We start from the raw sequence: 16,229 nt of genomic DNA on the forward strand, positions 1-16,229 counted from the left end.
ATTTCCAATATGGAAACATGATACACATATAGTGAACGATCTGCCATGTTGAAAATACAATCAAAGCCAGAAAATGAACACAAACCATTAACAACAAAGAAACAAAACAAAAGCAACACACTGATTAAATTCATCTTTTAATTTTCATTACATTTAACATATTCCATGGCTAATTGTTTGAATTGTGGATTAGCTCACGATGATAAAAGTGGCAATGCAGGCAAAAACTCGGTTTTGAGGCATTTATTGTGAAGCAGTTCCATTGACGAAATCAGACTTAACAGCTTGTAATCAATAATAATTATCAATTGCATTACATGTTCTGATTAACGTAATAACAGATAAAGAGATAGGTTTGACAGGAAACAGGAAACGCGCACTCTTACTCCGTTACTTTTAATATAAATAAGGGGAGATATAGTCGATATGGAGGAAGTGAGCTGTTGAACAATTTTAAATATAGTTATAAAAAAAGCGTTAGCTCTCTATTAATAAAAAACTAACGCTTTAGAATGCTTTTTAAACTCGCGATATTAGCCGATTTCTTATATCTGAGAGGAGTAACCTAACTGAGCAGAAAGAGAAGTACTAAGCTTTTTTAATAACGCTTTATCTTTATCAGGGATTTTATCTGATTTATCAAAACCTAACACCACCAGACTGGCAACAATATTGCCTAAACTGTCAAAAACCGGCGCTGCCGCCGCTTTTGAGCCCGGAATGGTGGCGTTTATTGTTACCCGCTCGGCATAGCCTTGTGCCCTAACCTCATTTAACTCCTCACGGAAGCTTTCTGCTGAACCACCGTACTCAACAAACTCGTCTTCCATTAGGTGGCTATAAGCCGATTCCGGAAGATAGCTGGCAAAACACCTGCCAGCGGCACTCTGGGTGACCGGAGCATAAAACCCGACTCTAAACTGCATCGCCATCGGTATGGGGCTTTCAAGGCAACGGATAAACAACGGGCCTTTTGAAGACCAGACGGCTAATGCCACAGCTTCCTGTGTTTCAAAACGCAAGGTGTGCAAAATAGGTTCACAAAGTTTGACCAGATCTGTCTGGCCGACAATTTTTGAACTCAGCTCCAACAGACGTGAACCATTCAGGTAGTTGCCGTTAGAATCCTGAACGACCACCCCTGTCCGCAACAAACTCGCCAAATACTTGTGCAGCCTGCTTTTTGCTATATCCATTTTTTTCGCCGCTTCTCCCAAGGAGATTGGCTCATGGGTATTGGCAAAAAATTCTATAATATCAAAAGCCTGCTCAACTGATTGTATGCCTTGATTTTGTTTTTCCATCGCTTTCTGTTTCGCTAAGTAAGGTACATGTCTTTCAAACAATGTAGAAGTGGAGTCTGTCGGTTATATGTGGCGTACTTTACTATATTCGGGGGGTAAGTTCACCAACTGCCTATTGGTGAGTTTCATTGAACTTAAGAGGAGTCATTCGGTTAAACGTTTTGGACACTCACTCCCCATTTTTACCATTCACTCCTCATACCGACCGTTTATCGCATTTAAAAGAAAGCTCGCCTGCATCTGAATATGCTTACAACATACCATCAGATGAAAGGCACCCACTATGTTCTGTAAATCAACCATGTTCTGTAAATCAACCATGTTCTGCAAACCGACAAACCTAATACTTACTCTTTTTCTGCTTATGACACCAGCGGCTTTCGCGGCGCAAAACCCAGATGCTCAAACTATCGCCCTTTATTATCAGGCCGCTCAGGGTGATGACGACGAAACAGAAAAAGCTTATCAAGCTCTTACCACTCACGTTGAAGAGAAAGGCTCGACACCGCTATCAATGATTTTCATTGGTGCAACACAAACCTTGCAAGGCCGTGATGCCTTTTTACCTTGGAACAAAATGAAGTATGTCGAACAAGGTATTGCTTCGATTGATAAAGGGCTAGCTTTGATAGATGCCGATCCTGATAACGAAAACAACCGAGAAAAGGTAATGGGATTACCCGGACAGGTGCTGGCGCAAGCCAATGCGGCGACGGTGTTTACCGAACTGCCAGATATGTTTAATCAATTTGATAAAGGTTACGAGATCTACCTCGATTTATTCGCTGACAACCAGTTGCAACTCTTACCGTTCGAAGCCACAAGCTGGATTTATCGCTACGCCATTCAAGCTGCGCTGAAAACGGGTAAGCGTCAGCAAGCTGAGCTTTGGTTCAATGAAATGGAACAGCTTGGCTCAAATCATGCGGATACCTTGGCAGTGCGTAAGCTTCTATCTGATAACGGATAACCTGATAACGGAATAACCAGACAACGGAATAACAATACTATGATCAGTTTTAACTCAATTCAGAAACAATACCAGTTGGGTCAACAGCAAGTGCAAGCGCTTGAGGGGGTGTCCGGTCAGATCAATGCAGGAGAGCTAGTTGCCTTATGCGGCCCGTCTGGTTCGGGCAAAAGCACTCTGCTTAATATTCTTGGCCTACTGGATATGAATTACCAAGGAGAAGTGCTGCTCGGCGACACGCCTTACCCGACCGATTCACTTAAAGCCGCCAGCCTGAGACGTTGCAAATTCGGTTTTGTTTTTCAACGATTTAATCTGGTACCGGTAATGTCAGCGGTAGAAAACGTCGCCTATCCTCTGCTTTTGAACGGTTATAGCCGTGAGCAACAACACGGTATGGCAACGGAAATGCTGGAGCGAGTTGGTCTTGGTAATTTTATTCATCACAGGCCAGATAACCTCTCTGGTGGTCAGCAGCAGCGTGTCGCTATTGCCCGTGCTTTGGTCCATAAGCCGGAGCTAGTCATTGCCGACGAACCAACCGCGGCCTTAGATAGTCAGACCGCACGTCGCATTATTGACATCATGCATGAGCTGGGTCAGCAGATGAACACCACCTTTATTGTTGCCACTCATGATCCACGTATGGCAGAACGCTGCGACCGCACCATACAACTGGTGGATGGCACTATTTCTAATCATTCCGACAGGGAGGCCGCATGACACTTATTACTGGAAAATTGCTGCCTGATTCACTTCGCTTAGCGTGGCTTAATCTGCAACGCAATAAGCGCAGAAGCAGCATGTCCATCATTATTATCGCCATTGCGGTGTTCGCTCTGACGAGTGCTGGCGGCTTTGGGCTCTACACTTATGACTCTCTCAAAGAGATGGCTGCTCGTGATTCTGGTCATTTGACCCTTAGCATTCCGGGTTACTTTGAGAAAGAAGAGGAGATGCCGCTCAGCAACGGCTTGTCTGATACTGCTCTACTTACTCGTCAGTTGTTAAACGATGACAAAGTGCGTGCTGTGCAACCGCGAATCTATTTTACCGGCTTGGTTTCTAATGGTAGTAAATCAACCATCTTTGTTGGCAATGGCGTGAATGAACGCGAATTTGAGTTGAAAGGACCGTTCCTCTCTATGGAGAGTGGCCGCAGCCTAATTTCGATGCAGAGCCGCCGCTATGATCCAGCTGAACCACAGGTCATGCTGGGACGAGATCTAGCGCGTAACCTAAGCGTTTCTATCGGTGATTGGGTTACCCTGCTCGCCACCACAAGTGAAGGCGCACTAAACGCTTACGACTTTAAGGTTCAGGGCATTTACTCCACTGGTGTTCCGGAGCTGGATAAACGTCAACTCTATATTCATATTGGCATGGCTCAGGAGCTATTGGTTTCGGATAAAGTCAGCACCCTTTCGCTGTTTCTGTTTGATACCGACCAGACCGCTGAGATGCAGGAAAAAGTAGCGCTAAGCCTGAACAATATAGAGCTAAGTCAGCCCGTTCTTAATCAACCTGTTCTTAGTCAGCCAATAGAGATCACTCCTTGGCAGGAACGGGCTTTTTTCTACGAAAAAGTAAAAAATCTGTATGACCGCATCTTCGGCATTATGGGTGCAGTAATGGCACTGGTGGTGTTTGTGGCTCTCTTTAATACCATGACCATGTCAGTAACTGAGCGTACCCGTGAAATCGGTACTCTTTCAGCATTAGGCGCTTATCCTCGCGAGATCATTGCTGATTTTCTACGAGAATCTGCCCTTATTGCAATAATCGGTACGGTTATCGGCATCACCCTAACTGCCGTGGCCAGCACATTACTGAACTTAGCTGATATTCAAATGCCACCCCCTCCGGGCAGCAGCGAAGGTTACCCGCTCTATGTTTACTTCTCTGGAGAACTGGCACTTTATGCTCTTTTGGGAGTACTGGTTATCTGCCTAAGCAGCGCATTCTTCTCCGCTCGACGTGGGGTACGTAAACCGATCACGGAGGCACTCATTCATGTTTAATTATCTAAAACTAATAGCAACTTATCTTCTTATTCTGCCAGCATCAGCTTATGCTCAAACGCAAGATGTCGCGGCTATGTTGCAAGATGCTGACAACTACCGCTTACAACAAGATGCGGCTTTGGTGGCCTCTCAGGTTTCACTGTATAAGGACGGAGAATTAGACAGTACCCGTGAGTACCATGTCTATTTGCGGGAAAATCACGAGTCACTGGTGGTGTTTAAATCAAAAGCAGAAGCCGGACAGAAAATGCTGATGCTGGGTGACAATTACTGGATGCTAATGCCAAAAAGCCGCCGCCCTATCCGCATTACACCAATGCAGAAACTGCTGGGAGAAGCCTCGGTTGGGGATATCTCTACCCTCACTTGGAGCGACGACTACCAAGGGAAATGGTTACGGACCGCATCAGTGAACAACGGAAAACATCACTACCAAACCAACATGCTGGAGTTGAGCTCTGCCACCAAAGGTGCCAGTTATCACCGTATCGAACTGTGGCTGGAACAAGGCAGTAACTTTCCTGTAAAGGCCAATCTCTACCTCCGTTCTGGCAAACTGGCTAAAGAAGCTTGGTACATCAAAGGTGAACGAGATAACAAGACAGCCGTTGTTTCCATGATGCTGATTGATAAGATCCAGCCCGCTAAACAGACCGAGATCAAATACCTCGCTGTCGAACCAATGCGCTTAGAAGATAAGTTCTACAACCCTGCCTATTTGTCACGCAATAAAAACGGGGATCTTTAAGCATGAAAAGAGTCGCGTGGCTGGGTACGCTCCTTGTCTCCCTAAGCTTTCAAATCAATAGCAGTCTGGCAAGCGATGCAGAATATCGCTGGGATTGGACACTTAGCAGCCAATCAATGCAGCCTCGCGACAGTCTGTACACAGCACCAGCGGACTCAGCTCAACAGATCAATGCCATGCTGGATCTTGAAATAAACAAGGAGAGCTGGACAGGACTATTTGCCGTAAAAGCTGACAACCTCTACAGCAGTGAGTCCACCAGCCGCGACAGCACTTTTATTATTAGTGAACTGTTTTATCAGGGTGAGTTTCAAATTGGCTCTGAAAACATGGAATATCAGCTTGGTAAAGTCCGACAGGATTGGGGGGTAGGCTATGGTTACCGGCCACTGGATATTCTTAAACCTTTTCGGCGCAACCCTGTTGGTATTCAAGTTGAAGAAGGCACTGGGCTTCTATCTCTTTCTCGTTTTGATATGAACGGAGAGTGGACTCTGTTTTACAGCGACTCAAGCTGGAACAGTCAAGATGGAAATGAGATTGAACAGCAAAGCGAACAACAAGGCTTTGGAGTTCGACGTTACTTGTTAAGCGGTAACAGTGAGTATCAGGCTCTGGCTTATTACGATGATGTTCGCCATGGCCTGCTGGGAGCGAGCTTTATCACGGTACCTGACATCGCTTGGGAACTGCACGGTTCCCTGACGTGGCAGCAGCGCCATTTGGCGTATAAATTACCAAATGAAAACACCAAGCCTGTTAGCTTGGATCAACACGGAAGTGCTTGGCAAGCTCTGGCTGGCTTCACTTGGACGAGCAACACCGGCCATCAACTGATTAGCGAATACTGGTATGACAGTCGTTCTTGGCATCGTAGTGACTGGCAACTGGCTCACCAACGCACGGAAGACCTAGCTCAGCAACCTGCATTTGATTCACTACGCTACTCTTACGCCAACGGGTTCAATCACATCAACTTGATGGCACACAACCTGATGTTGCACTGGAGTCTGGACACCACGGCATGGTCTACGCTAAACACTGCGCCAGACTGGATTAGTGATGTCACACCAACCATGGATCTACTCTACTCACCGCAGGACTCTGGGGTTATTGGTACATGGTGGCTTAACTATGAGCTGCACAACTCTGGAAATTCCAGTATCGAACTGGGACTTGCCGCACGTTTTTTCACCGGGGAAAGCGACTCTGTGTATGCCAATCTACCAAACAAGCATATGATTTTATTTGATGTAAAAGGAAGATTTTAATGGATACGGCTCAAATGAGTTCTAGCGGAAATACTTGGAAGCGTAGCATAGTAACCACAACTCTGATCTGCCTAGCAATTGCGGTTGTAACTTGGACTATCTGGTCTGGCTCTTACCTGTTAAATGTGGCTATTAGCTTAAGCTTTGGTTACAGCTCAATATTAAGCTCACTTTTGCTACATAGATGGTTTCCTAGCATACCAAGTCGTATCAATAGCCTATTCTCTTTGATAATAGCGATATGTATTGGTACCGTGAGTGCTCATTTCCTACTCTCCGCAAGTTACACCGACTACCAAGCTAAAACCAGTCTCATCTCTGTGTTTATTCTCGGCTTACTATTTACCGTTGGCTGCTTTACCTATTTTTATGCTCACGAGCAGAAATTACTTGCAGAAGCGGAACTGGAAAAATCAAAACGCAAGGAGTCTGAAGCGGAGAAAGCGTTACTGCTGGCCAAGCTTGGTCAGTTACAGAGCCAAATTGAACCCCATTTTTTGTTTAACACGCTAGCCAATATCAGCGCACTTATCGAGGCAGATTCTAGCAAAGCGCAGCAAATGCTAAGCCAATTGACTGATCTGCTGCGCGCCACATTGAAAGCTGGCCGTGAGAGCATGACCAGCATAGAGCAAGAAACGGCCATGATAAGCGCCTATCTTGGCATTCAGCAGATCCGTCTGGGTGAACGCCTTAACTATACAATAAGCTGTGATCATTCCATTAAGTCAATGTCTGTCCCCCCACTACTTATTCAACCTTTGGTGGAAAACGCCATTGTCCATGGTATCGAGCCTAAAGCTCAGCCCGGTACGCTTAATTTGTCACTAAATTGTGATGACAATATGATGATCGTTACTGTTTCCGATACTGGTGTCGGGCTAACGGCTACAAACACGTCCACCGGACACGGGATGGGGCTGGACAATATCCGCAGCCGACTAAACATGCTGTTTAACGGAGAAGCGAGTCTCAACTTGAAAGAGGAAGCGAATGGCGGAACAGAAGCGCAATTATTACTGCCGATTGCAGGGCTAAAACAGTTAAAGGAACAGAGAGATGAGCTTAACACCAACAGCAGTAATAGCTGATGATGAACCACTGCTACGCCACCATCTGAATAAATTACTCGCAGAGGTGTGGCCGGAGCTAGAGGTTGTCGCGTCCGTATCCGACGGTAAAAGCGCCCTTGAGGTGATAGAAAGCCACCAGCCCGATGTGGCGTTTCTTGATATTCGTATGCCAGAGTTAGATGGTATGCAAGTGGCAAGCAAACTCAACAGACTGGATAATATGCCGCATATCGTTTTTATCACGGCCTATGATGAGTATGCCGTGAAAGCCTTCGAGCAGAATGCCGCCGACTATTTGCTTAAGCCTCTCTCTGAAGAGCGGTTGCTAAAAACGTGTCAAAAACTGCAACAGAAACTTACAGAGCAAGAAAAAACCGCTAATGGCAACATCAGCCAGTTGCTCACTCAATTACAACAGCTTCAGCCACAACATGCACAGGAATACCTTAGCTGGATAAAGGCATGCCGAGGAGAAGATGTGCATCTTATCTCGGTCTCAGAGGTACTCTATTTTAAAGCGGAAGATAAGTATGTGTCGGTGTTTCGCAGCAATGCGGGCAAACTAGAAGAGTTTATCATCCGCCTGTCGCTAAAAGAGCTGCGTAAGCAGTTGAACCCAGATAAATTTTGGCAAATTCACCGCTCTACTGTCATCAATGTCTCAGCAGTAGATAAAGTCAACAAAGGGTTAACCGGCCAGATGCACGTCTGGATTGGTAACGAAAAATTACCAGTAAGCCGCAGCGCCCAGAGCTTATTTAAAGCGCTGTAGAGTGAGATGCTGTAGTTACCAGTTTCTTATAGATCAGAGGGTTGCTCTAAAACGAAGTATTTAAATCTTGAGGTCGAGATCAATATTGTGTGACACAGCTGAAAGATGTTGAATCAAATCAAAGACCAATACGTCATTGCACCACAGCCATTCTTTTTATACTCTACTCCGGCACTGGCAAAATCCAGTGTCGGGTTTAGGACCCCGAATTACTATCTACACGCAGCAGAGCTCCACTCTGATCACTGCGTAGCTTTGTTATACCTGATTTTAATAAATGCACAAAAACTAAGCGTTTATAAAAAATAATGGTGAGCTGGACGGGGCAGCATTTATGCTGGCCGTATGTAGATGGCGGTAGTCCTAACCCTGTTCAGTTCACCACCCGATTGTTTAGGACCTTTCTGTGGTGAACATAATTAGTCATCTACGGAGGCCATTATGCCTAACTCAAATCCCCAAACTTCCGATATTGCCAACATGCCATTACTGGCGCGTGAGTATTTAATCTCCCTTCATGCCACCTCAACCGATGCCGACCAAAACGAACTCAACGCTGTGATGGTCTATTTGAATGAGCTGATCACTCTTGATGAACAACAGAGTGGCGAGGTGTTGGAGTAGTGTTATTTTGCTCTTTAAGCAAAGATAAATAACAAAAAGCACTGACAAATCAGTGCTTTTCAACTTAGCCAGTTTTTGTAAAAAAATGTTAGCCAATAAATAGCGATGCAGGCACGCCAAAACGCGTCGACAGTGCTTTTATATGTTTTATCGTTAAAGAGCGTTTACCACTTAAAATCATCGATACCGTAGACTTTGCACCAATCTCCTCTTTAAAATCACTTAACGTTAATTGATGCTGATCGATGATCACTCTTAACATCGCAATGTCCGGCTCAAGTTTATCAATCGCTTGGTTAAACTCGCGAAACTGCTCCGCTTCTTCTTCATACTTTTCTATCACCGGAAACATCAAGTCAATTACAGGTTGATGTGCATCGTAGTCTTCGATAAGAACTTCCATTGTGGCAATCAACTCTTGGTATTGCTCAGGTGAAGAGATGCCACTCACCCAAGGCATAACTTGGTTTAGTTGGTTAGCGGCTTTGTCTAATGCTGCGATATCTAACATAAGTTCACCTCTTTAATGTCTTCTCTCGGTATTGCTTGGTAATTCGGTCATATTCAGCATGCCTGTTCACAACATGTGAACACTATGCTCAAATCAATATTGGTTCACAATATGTGAACCTCAAGAAATAACTATATTTTGGATCGATCACTAATAACGAATTAACCAAAACTGATTCAAACGATTCTTGAGGAGATGGTGAAAATTCACTGAGCATAACCATTGGTGTTGGTTAAATTACAGGCATAAAAAAAGACGTCCTAGGACGTCTTTCTGAGTGAGGGAGTCGGACAAACACTATATCCACTTGATAATTAACGAGTTATAGCAAGTCGACTTTGGGGGATATACACGCTGTCATACATGTTCTTTTTGTGAACTATATCACTAAAAATATGCAATTTGGAAATTCTTTAACTACACCAATTTTTCAGATGAGGACATGATAAGTGTCTTTTGATAACCTTAGTCTATTCACAATTTATAACTAGACGTGATGAAACAACTCAATACCTACGACACAAAAGAAGAAGGCGAGGCAGCACTAGCCAAAATCAAAGAACCAAAACGTCTTGCTAGCGAGCGTGACAGCACAGAAACAATCTATAACTTATTCGGGGTACCAAGCTGGGGAAACTTCTACAAGCTAGGCATGTTTAATCTAGCAGAGCTCAAAGACATCGTTCAACAAAGGCAAAACTCTCAACCTTATGACGATAAAAAGTACCGAGAAATAATCACGACGCTTCAGTACGTAGCCAAAACCTTTGATCTAGAGCTCCCAGGACATTGGCTATAATTAAATATATACCCTAACAGGATACCCTAAAGCTCTTAATGCTTTGTTGGTTCTACCATTTCGCGGAGGAGTGTGCTCTGGCATGGCCCAACCAGCAACTTCAGCAATAGAGTTAATACCGTAATGAGGCATTTTGTATTCTGGTAATTTACCTGCCATATAGATACGTTCCCATACGGTTTCAGGTTTTCCGCCATAAAGTACAAACTCAAGCAATTCGGTGATGGTTTGACCTTTGCCGTTTCGAAGTGAAAACATTAGCTTTGCGTACAATGGAATCCGCTCTTCTCTAGTTAGCGTAGTAACATCCCCACGCCCTAACGTAGATGTTGGAATTTTAATCACATGGTCTTTTGTTGCATGAGTAGCAGAACATACCGAACAAAAGTCACTGCTACTTAATTGGCTAATATTTTCCTTCGACAGCAAGCGTCTAATCGTTGGTGCGGACTCATAAAACGTAAAGTCTTCATTTGAAGGTGGCATTTTCTGATTTTGCCACCAAACTAATTGTTCTTTTAGCGCTGCATTAGGGTTTGTACTATTTCTCTTATTAAAATCATCAAATGGATGGGTGCCATCGGGCTGGCGAACTTGATTATAGTAATATGCATGTAAAAACTGATCGACTTGCCACAACGCTGGTATATCTTCGATTACCCAACTCGGCCGGTAATCATCAATCACCTCCGCAATACCATGAATGTAACTTAAAGTACTATGCCACTCTTGGCTAAATCGCTGCTTATGCTTATCCGCAGCTTTAGTATCATCCTTATAGCTTATACCTTGCCATTCAGGTACGAGTCTAGACTTACCATTAAGCTCAGCTTGATGCTTAGCTTTTAAACGCGCCAATTCAACTTGCTCATCAATTATCGTCTGACTAAGTGGAATAGTGACATCAAGAGATTCAAGCTCACTAAAAAACGCTTCTAACTGTTGCTCAAACCCACTTTCTTGAATTTCAACATCCGTTAAAAATACACCAGCTTCTATATTTGAATACCATGCTCTGTTAGTTAAGTTGGCAGAGCCTATGTATGCTCCCCATCCTTGCCACCAGATCACTTTAGCATGAAGCATATCAGGGATTAGCTTACAGAATAAGTTATCCCGCTCATGCCGTAATAATGTTTTAAGAAGACTTGGCGTAACAGGCACAGTCTGATCGTAGCGCATCCAAATATCTAAACGGTACTTGTTTTCAACGCAGTTAGAAATTAGCAGAGGTGTGTTGCCCTGATCACTGCCATAAGCAATTGCAGCAAACACACCATCAACTTCAGTTCCTTTGGGAGGCAAGCAGCTTGATAAAAACTGCTTGTTTATTCCATTAGCTATCAATTGCATCTTAATCAATCAATACCTTGTTAAATAGCTTCTCAATATAACCAGTAGGATCATCATATTGAAATAACACATTCCTCGAAGCAAATTCATTAACGCCAGTCAATTTCTCATTCCACCAGCGAACTTTACTTAGAGGTGTATTTGCCACAATAAATGAATGCATCTCAACTTTATCAGAATGCTGTAAACCATCAGATCGCATTTTCCCTTCTAGGTCTTTAATCGTTTCAAAGAACTGCAATTTTGGATCGTTGATGCCTTCACAACGAAGAATGCCTTTAGGGTCAACAAAAACTATATGCTGTTTGTCACCATCAATGATCCACAATATGAAATCTGGATAAAAGTTACCTGCTTCAAAGAAGCCAACACCTCTACCGCGAGACTGATTTCTCAATAGATAGATTTCACGCCCCTCTAGAATCGATGGTGAACCCTGATAAAAAGTTCTTAAATCAGAAACGAAATCAAATTCACCTTGATTTAGATGTGTCGGTGTGATTTTAAACAAATCACTGTCAACACCGCTTTTAAGATGAAGCATCGGTGAGTACAAATGATTTGCAAAAAATACTGCATCGCCTTTACCTGCAATATTAAAATCAGTCACAGTGCCATTTCTAATATGTTCCTGCAGCTCTCCGACTCTCTGCAAGATTAGTTTTTCCGATTGCTCGATAACCAACTTATACTCTTCAAAAAAGTTCGGGTCTGATGGGTCGAGCTCGGCAAACTTTCTAAATGGCGCTTCATAAGCATCTTGTTCGCTTTTGTAAAAACGATCGCAGTACTTTTTAAGCAGTGCAACCGCTAGTTCCTGCCATTCAAAAACACGGTCAAACCGGTCAAAGCCCATGCGTTCTTTTGGTATATAAAGCGTGTACCAAGAACTATCTTCTAGTGTCAGGCGAATAGCTTCTCGGCTTAGGTTTAAGTTATACCAGTTCCGCTCTGCTTTCATTTGCTGCAATGACTTATAAACGGCATCTAAGTCTATAAATGCAAGGTGTTTAGCTGTTAATGAACATCTATCTAAATCTGTATCGTGACGTGTTACACGGACCCCTGAACTTGATTTAGAAGCTACTCGTGGGTACCAATCAAGTGTCACGTCTGGTAGTTTTCGCTCATTAGCGACAAAGTCCGGTGGCGCAAGCAATGTCGTCTTTTTGTCTTTTTTAAAGTTAATATTATCTGGCACTTTAACTGTAATTAGAGGTGTTTTAGGTAACTTAACTTTTACAGGAATGATCTTTGTTTCAAAATCATCTGGCTTCTTAATCCCTTCACCTTCAAGGAATTGATCGAACTGAGCCATATAGTCGGCTTTCACACCAAACACGTTCAACGTTTCTAAAACAGGTAAGTCTTCATCTTTAGCTATCCAAGTTAGCTCCTGATCCTTAGTCGACCAGTGAATGGCTTTGCTTCTTTTTAAAGAATGCTCAAAACCACGCAGTCGAACACCACGTCCGAATAACTGAATAATCTCAGAACCTTCACTTTTCCCCACATGCATTAAGCCTAAGGTTGAAACACGATAGCTGTTCCAGCCTTCAGAGAATCGCTTTGAGCCAATCAACAAATTTATGGTCGAGTCATTTTTGTTAATCGACTTAAAAATAGATGAGTTGAAACTTTTCTCACTAACAGCGAGTTCTTCATGTGCTGCACAAAGCTCTGCAACTTTCTTAGCGTCACCCACATTGACAACGCCAAAGTTTTCTTCACTTCCACCTAATCGCAATGCCAGTTCGCCATCGCCACCTTTCAAGTAATCCACATGCAGTAAACCACCAGAAGGCGCATTGAATAAGTTAGTTAAGATATCTTTAAACAAAGCAGTCCCATCATCTCTCGTTTCAACCAGATAGTTGAAGGACTCTGCAAAAATATCCTTTCCTTTTTTATTCAACAAACTCGTGTTACCGCTTAGAAGTTTGTTCAAGCTATCGATGCTTTTATCTTTTTCTCTAACAAACTCAGCAAGGAAAAGGAGGATATCAACAACATCTGAGACTTCTCTTCCTTTTTCTTTTCTCACGGCAGTCACTTTGCTACCAACAAATACCCATAATGGCTTATCGATCGCAAAAGCTTTGTATTTAGCACCTCGCTCTCTAAACACTCTATTTTGTTGGTAAAAGGCCAATAAACAAGCCGTTAAGTAAAGCTGTCGATTCTCTTGTTCTGCATGTGTTTCAACATCTGAATCAAGATTTAATATTTGGTAATCTTTACCAAAACCATCAGCATGAAAATACCGGTAAGAATAATCAAAAAGTATGTTCTTCGCATACTCTTCTGCCAATGCAGCCTTACTGCTTACCGCTTGGCCTAAAGTAGCCGAATACTCGAACGTAAAACCTTCTTTTGCTAAACGGCTTCTCATTTCTGACCAAACATCACCTTTTGCACCACGATGACCTTCATCAATAAGTACCAGGTTATTCTGCTCAAACTGATCAACTGAAACCGTTTTTTTCTTGCCTTCTTCTCTCAGCTTATTCATGTCAATGACATCAATGATGTCAGCAGAGTACATATCACTGTTGTTCTTAACTTTTGAAAACTCGGCAGCTGCAATATTAGAGATACGGAATTCATCTAAATGCTGGTGAGTTAGGCCTTCATTAGGAGTAAGCACTACAACACGATTCAATTCATGCTCTTTACGGTACTTCTTAACATAGTGCAAATACTGCTGCATGTTGATATGCATCAGAAGCGTTTTACCACTTCCTGTCGCATTCCAGAAAGCAAGTTTATTTAAGTCTGTAGACTCATAAGGCTTAATAAGGTCTTTTTTCTTTTCACCCCATTCGCTTAATGCACTATTAAACCTATCTACGTGAGCATTCAAGTCGCTGAGTAAATCTTTAGGTGACCTAAAGTATTGATCTAGATATAGCTCTGTAAACAATAGAGTTAGGTACTGAAAGTACTTCCACTGAATATTTGTTGTACGCTTCTCATTGATTTGTGCCGTATGACGTTGAATATTTTCATCATACTCGAGCAGCATTTCTGGAGAAATAGAACTATTGTCACTTAGAAGTTTAACTAATTCACCGTAATATCTTGAGCTACCATCTTCTTCGAGGCCTTCTAGTGACTCGTCGAGTAGCAATTTAGTGGCTTCTCTAAATGGGTCAATGTCCAAATCATAAACATCGACACCAAAGAGATGCAGAAAATAGCGATTTAGCACTAAGCGATGTGGGAATGGTACGTTTGCCATTATTCTTCTTCCTCAGCTCTCGCTGGTAAACCAACGTTAAGCGCCGCCTGATTTAATCCGTGAATTAGTGGGGTAATATAATTGACCCACCCTTCAGCATGCATTGCTTCTTGAATAAACATTGCTTCCACCCGATCCATACTCATGTTCTTATGCAACCTCAAACTATTCATCGCTGATTTCCCATCAATACGAGGTATTTGGTGAGCAATCCAAGTAAGATCGTTTCTCAGCCACTCAGGAGCTCCTGGTTGCTCTGCATACTCACGGCATAAATCTAAAATCACTTTCTCAGGTTGAGCTTGATTTGGTGCGTCCAAATCGAGAACTATGTCTAAAGCGGCTTGACGCCAAGCTCGTTCTTGTTGACCTCCCCCATCGATTTTGGAATTAATTTGAGTTTGCTTTTCGGCAGCGTCTATATACCTATCACCATCGGTAACAACTAAAGTTCGATCTAGCGCCTCTCCTGAAACTGCAATCGAACCAGCGATAGTGTAAGCATTTTGAACGGAACCAAAATTTTTCACATCTACAAATTCACGCAAACCAGCATCCATTGCAACTTGTTCAATGATTTTTACTGCCAAGCCATCTTCAACCCACACTTTAATCTGACGCAGGCTTTGATAATTCCCGTTTAAACTAAAAACAAACTGTGGATCGAAGCCATCACGAACTTCAATTGTCTGATTCTTAGATTCTTCGTATAGAGAGAAAACATTAACTTGTTCCACGAAATCTTGAATGCCAAGCCAATGCGTTGAGAATACAATTTGTAACTGACGACGATCATCATTGGCCTGCTGAAGCAAAAAGTTTATAAGAGCTCTAATCGCAGATTCGTGCAAAGAAATGTCTAACTCTTCTATGAGTATTAAGGCTCCTCTTGGCGCCTTTAAAACCTCATTAATGATATGAAATACTTTTTGCTCGCCGCTGCCCATATAGTGCGAAGGATAATCCAGAACTAAACCGGCTCTATTTTTTGTTTGCGCATAAAAAAATGACGCTAAGCCTTGGTCTTTATTACCATATCCTGCATCTTCAAAACTTCGATTCAACGCTCCACTAGCATTTTGCAAAAGTGTTCTTTTTTTCGCAGCACTAAGCCCAATTTCAGATTTTTGGAACTCACCAATATCTAATTCTGTCTCTTTTTCCTGATCAGGCACACAATCAGAAATCGATATAAACTTCACGTAACGCTGTGTTTTATGTTCTGTAGAAGGGCTCCAAACGCCTTCTGTCTTTTCATATGGGACAGAGTCTTCACGATCATAAAATGAAACATCAAAACGAGTCCCATTCCAGTCATTCCCTGGGTACACCTTAAAGAAGTCACTGTATTGGGCATTTACCTGTTCTAGATCTAAACGTGTATCTCGACGATACACACAGGCCAAAGCTTGTAATAGTGTTGTTTTACCGGTGCCATTAGCCCCCATAATTGCAGTGACACCAGTCTCTGCAAAGTCTACGGTGATGTTTTGAAGGCGCTGTAAGTTCTCAATCGTAATTGATTTAATCGCTGTCATT

At 42.8% G+C, this 16,229-nt stretch carries 14 protein-coding genes; 9 read left to right on the plus strand and 5 right to left on the minus strand.

What is annotated here, in order from left to right; translation table 11 throughout:
• Positions 1-545: 545 nt before the first annotated feature.
• Complete coding sequence (locus tag F0227_RS09590) at positions 546-1,304, minus strand: IclR family transcriptional regulator (RefSeq protein WP_171752976.1); 759 nt, start codon at positions 1,302-1,304, stop codon at positions 546-548.
• 283 nt (positions 1,305-1,587) lie between these two features.
• On the opposite strand from F0227_RS09590, the gene F0227_RS09595 reads away from it, so the two are divergent.
• The 8 genes from F0227_RS09595 to F0227_RS09630 all read left to right on the plus strand — a co-directional run bounded on the left by F0227_RS09595 (position 1,588) and on the right by F0227_RS09630 (position 8,786).
• Positions 1,588-2,274 (plus strand): hypothetical protein, encoded by a 687-nt coding sequence (locus F0227_RS09595; RefSeq protein WP_253822070.1) that lies wholly within the window; start codon positions 1,588-1,590, stop codon positions 2,272-2,274.
• Positions 2,275-2,313: 39 nt separating this feature from the next.
• Positions 2,314-2,997, plus strand: coding sequence for an ABC transporter ATP-binding protein (locus F0227_RS09600; protein ID WP_171752977.1), 684 nt, complete (start codon positions 2,314-2,316; stop codon positions 2,995-2,997).
• Positions 2,994-4,295, plus strand: coding sequence for an FtsX-like permease family protein (locus tag F0227_RS09605; protein WP_171752978.1), 1,302 nt, complete (start codon positions 2,994-2,996; stop codon positions 4,293-4,295). The genes F0227_RS09600 and F0227_RS09605 overlap by 4 nt, the downstream gene beginning before the upstream one ends.
• On the plus strand, positions 4,288-5,046 hold the full coding sequence (locus F0227_RS09610) for an outer membrane lipoprotein-sorting protein (protein WP_171752979.1): 759 nt from the start codon (positions 4,288-4,290) through the stop codon (positions 5,044-5,046). The genes F0227_RS09605 and F0227_RS09610 overlap by 8 nt, the downstream gene beginning before the upstream one ends.
• A 2-nt stretch (positions 5,047-5,048) precedes the next feature.
• The gene (locus tag F0227_RS09615) at positions 5,049-6,317 is read left to right on the plus strand and encodes a hypothetical protein (protein ID WP_171752980.1); all 1,269 of its coding nucleotides are present in this window, start codon (positions 5,049-5,051) and stop codon (positions 6,315-6,317) included.
• On the plus strand, positions 6,317-7,408 hold the full coding sequence (locus tag F0227_RS09620) for a histidine kinase (RefSeq protein WP_253822071.1): 1,092 nt from the start codon (positions 6,317-6,319) through the stop codon (positions 7,406-7,408). The genes F0227_RS09615 and F0227_RS09620 overlap by 1 nt, the downstream gene beginning before the upstream one ends.
• Positions 7,377-8,162, plus strand: coding sequence for a LytTR family DNA-binding domain-containing protein (locus tag F0227_RS09625; RefSeq protein WP_171752981.1), 786 nt, complete (start codon positions 7,377-7,379; stop codon positions 8,160-8,162). Before F0227_RS09620 ends, F0227_RS09625 begins: the two co-directional genes overlap by 32 nt.
• Positions 8,163-8,603: 441 nt before the next feature.
• Complete coding sequence (locus F0227_RS09630) at positions 8,604-8,786, plus strand: hypothetical protein (RefSeq protein WP_171752982.1); 183 nt, start codon at positions 8,604-8,606, stop codon at positions 8,784-8,786.
• An 88-nt stretch (positions 8,787-8,874) separates the two neighbouring features.
• On the opposite strand, the gene F0227_RS09635 is transcribed toward F0227_RS09630, so the two are convergent.
• Positions 8,875-9,297 (minus strand): helix-turn-helix domain-containing protein, encoded by a 423-nt coding sequence (locus tag F0227_RS09635; RefSeq protein ID WP_171752983.1) that lies wholly within the window; start codon positions 9,295-9,297, stop codon positions 8,875-8,877.
• A 496-nt stretch (positions 9,298-9,793) separates the two neighbouring features.
• On the opposite strand from F0227_RS09635, the gene F0227_RS09640 reads away from it, so the two are divergent.
• Positions 9,794-10,096, plus strand: a complete 303-nt coding sequence (locus F0227_RS09640; protein WP_171752984.1) for a hypothetical protein — start codon at positions 9,794-9,796, stop codon at positions 10,094-10,096.
• On the opposite strand, the gene F0227_RS09645 is transcribed toward F0227_RS09640, so the two are convergent.
• The 3 genes from F0227_RS09645 to F0227_RS09655 are packed head-to-tail and all read right to left on the minus strand — an operon-like array spanning position 10,097 to position 16,228.
• The gene (locus F0227_RS09645) at positions 10,097-11,449 is read right to left on the minus strand and encodes a phospholipase D family protein (RefSeq protein ID WP_171752985.1); all 1,353 of its coding nucleotides are present in this window, start codon (positions 11,447-11,449) and stop codon (positions 10,097-10,099) included. It abuts the gene before it with no gap.
• A 1-nt stretch (position 11,450) separates the two neighbouring features.
• Positions 11,451-14,690, minus strand: coding sequence for a DEAD/DEAH box helicase family protein (locus F0227_RS09650; RefSeq protein ID WP_171752986.1), 3,240 nt, complete (start codon positions 14,688-14,690; stop codon positions 11,451-11,453).
• Positions 14,690-16,228: an AAA family ATPase gene (locus tag F0227_RS09655; protein ID WP_171752987.1), complete on the minus strand. Its 1,539-nt coding sequence runs from the start codon at positions 16,226-16,228 to the stop codon at positions 14,690-14,692. The genes F0227_RS09650 and F0227_RS09655 overlap by 1 nt, the downstream gene beginning before the upstream one ends.
• Position 16,229 lies beyond the last annotated feature (1 nt).

It is taken from the genome of Vibrio sp. 99-8-1 (genome assembly GCF_013114595.1).
GTDB lineage: Bacteria > Pseudomonadota > Gammaproteobacteria > Enterobacterales > Vibrionaceae > Vibrio.

Bases quoted from the DNA above. Each gene is read 5' to 3' on its own strand.
- F0227_RS09590 (WP_171752976.1), bottom strand. From the start codon at position 1,304: ATGGAAAAACAAAATCAAGGCATACAATCAGTTGAGCAGGCTTTTGAT.
- F0227_RS09595 (WP_253822070.1), top strand. From the start codon at position 1,588: ATGTTCTGTAAATCAACCATGTTCTGTAAATCAACCATGTTCTGCAAA.
- F0227_RS09600 (WP_171752977.1), top strand. From the start codon at position 2,314: ATGATCAGTTTTAACTCAATTCAGAAACAATACCAGTTGGGTCAACAG.
- F0227_RS09605 (WP_171752978.1), top strand. From the start codon at position 2,994: ATGACACTTATTACTGGAAAATTGCTGCCTGATTCACTTCGCTTAGCG.
- F0227_RS09610 (WP_171752979.1), top strand. From the start codon at position 4,288: ATGTTTAATTATCTAAAACTAATAGCAACTTATCTTCTTATTCTGCCA.
- F0227_RS09615 (WP_171752980.1), top strand. From the start codon at position 5,049: ATGAAAAGAGTCGCGTGGCTGGGTACGCTCCTTGTCTCCCTAAGCTTT.
- F0227_RS09620 (WP_253822071.1), top strand. From the start codon at position 6,317: ATGGATACGGCTCAAATGAGTTCTAGCGGAAATACTTGGAAGCGTAGC.
- F0227_RS09625 (WP_171752981.1), top strand. From the start codon at position 7,377: ATGAGCTTAACACCAACAGCAGTAATAGCTGATGATGAACCACTGCTA.
- F0227_RS09630 (WP_171752982.1), top strand. From the start codon at position 8,604: ATGCCTAACTCAAATCCCCAAACTTCCGATATTGCCAACATGCCATTA.
- F0227_RS09635 (WP_171752983.1), bottom strand. From the start codon at position 9,297: ATGTTAGATATCGCAGCATTAGACAAAGCCGCTAACCAACTAAACCAA.
- F0227_RS09640 (WP_171752984.1), top strand. From the start codon at position 9,794: ATGAAACAACTCAATACCTACGACACAAAAGAAGAAGGCGAGGCAGCA.
- F0227_RS09645 (WP_171752985.1), bottom strand. From the start codon at position 11,449: ATGCAATTGATAGCTAATGGAATAAACAAGCAGTTTTTATCAAGCTGC.
- F0227_RS09650 (WP_171752986.1), bottom strand. From the start codon at position 14,690: ATGGCAAACGTACCATTCCCACATCGCTTAGTGCTAAATCGCTATTTT.
- F0227_RS09655 (WP_171752987.1), bottom strand. From the start codon at position 16,228: ATGACAGCGATTAAATCAATTACGATTGAGAACTTACAGCGCCTTCAA.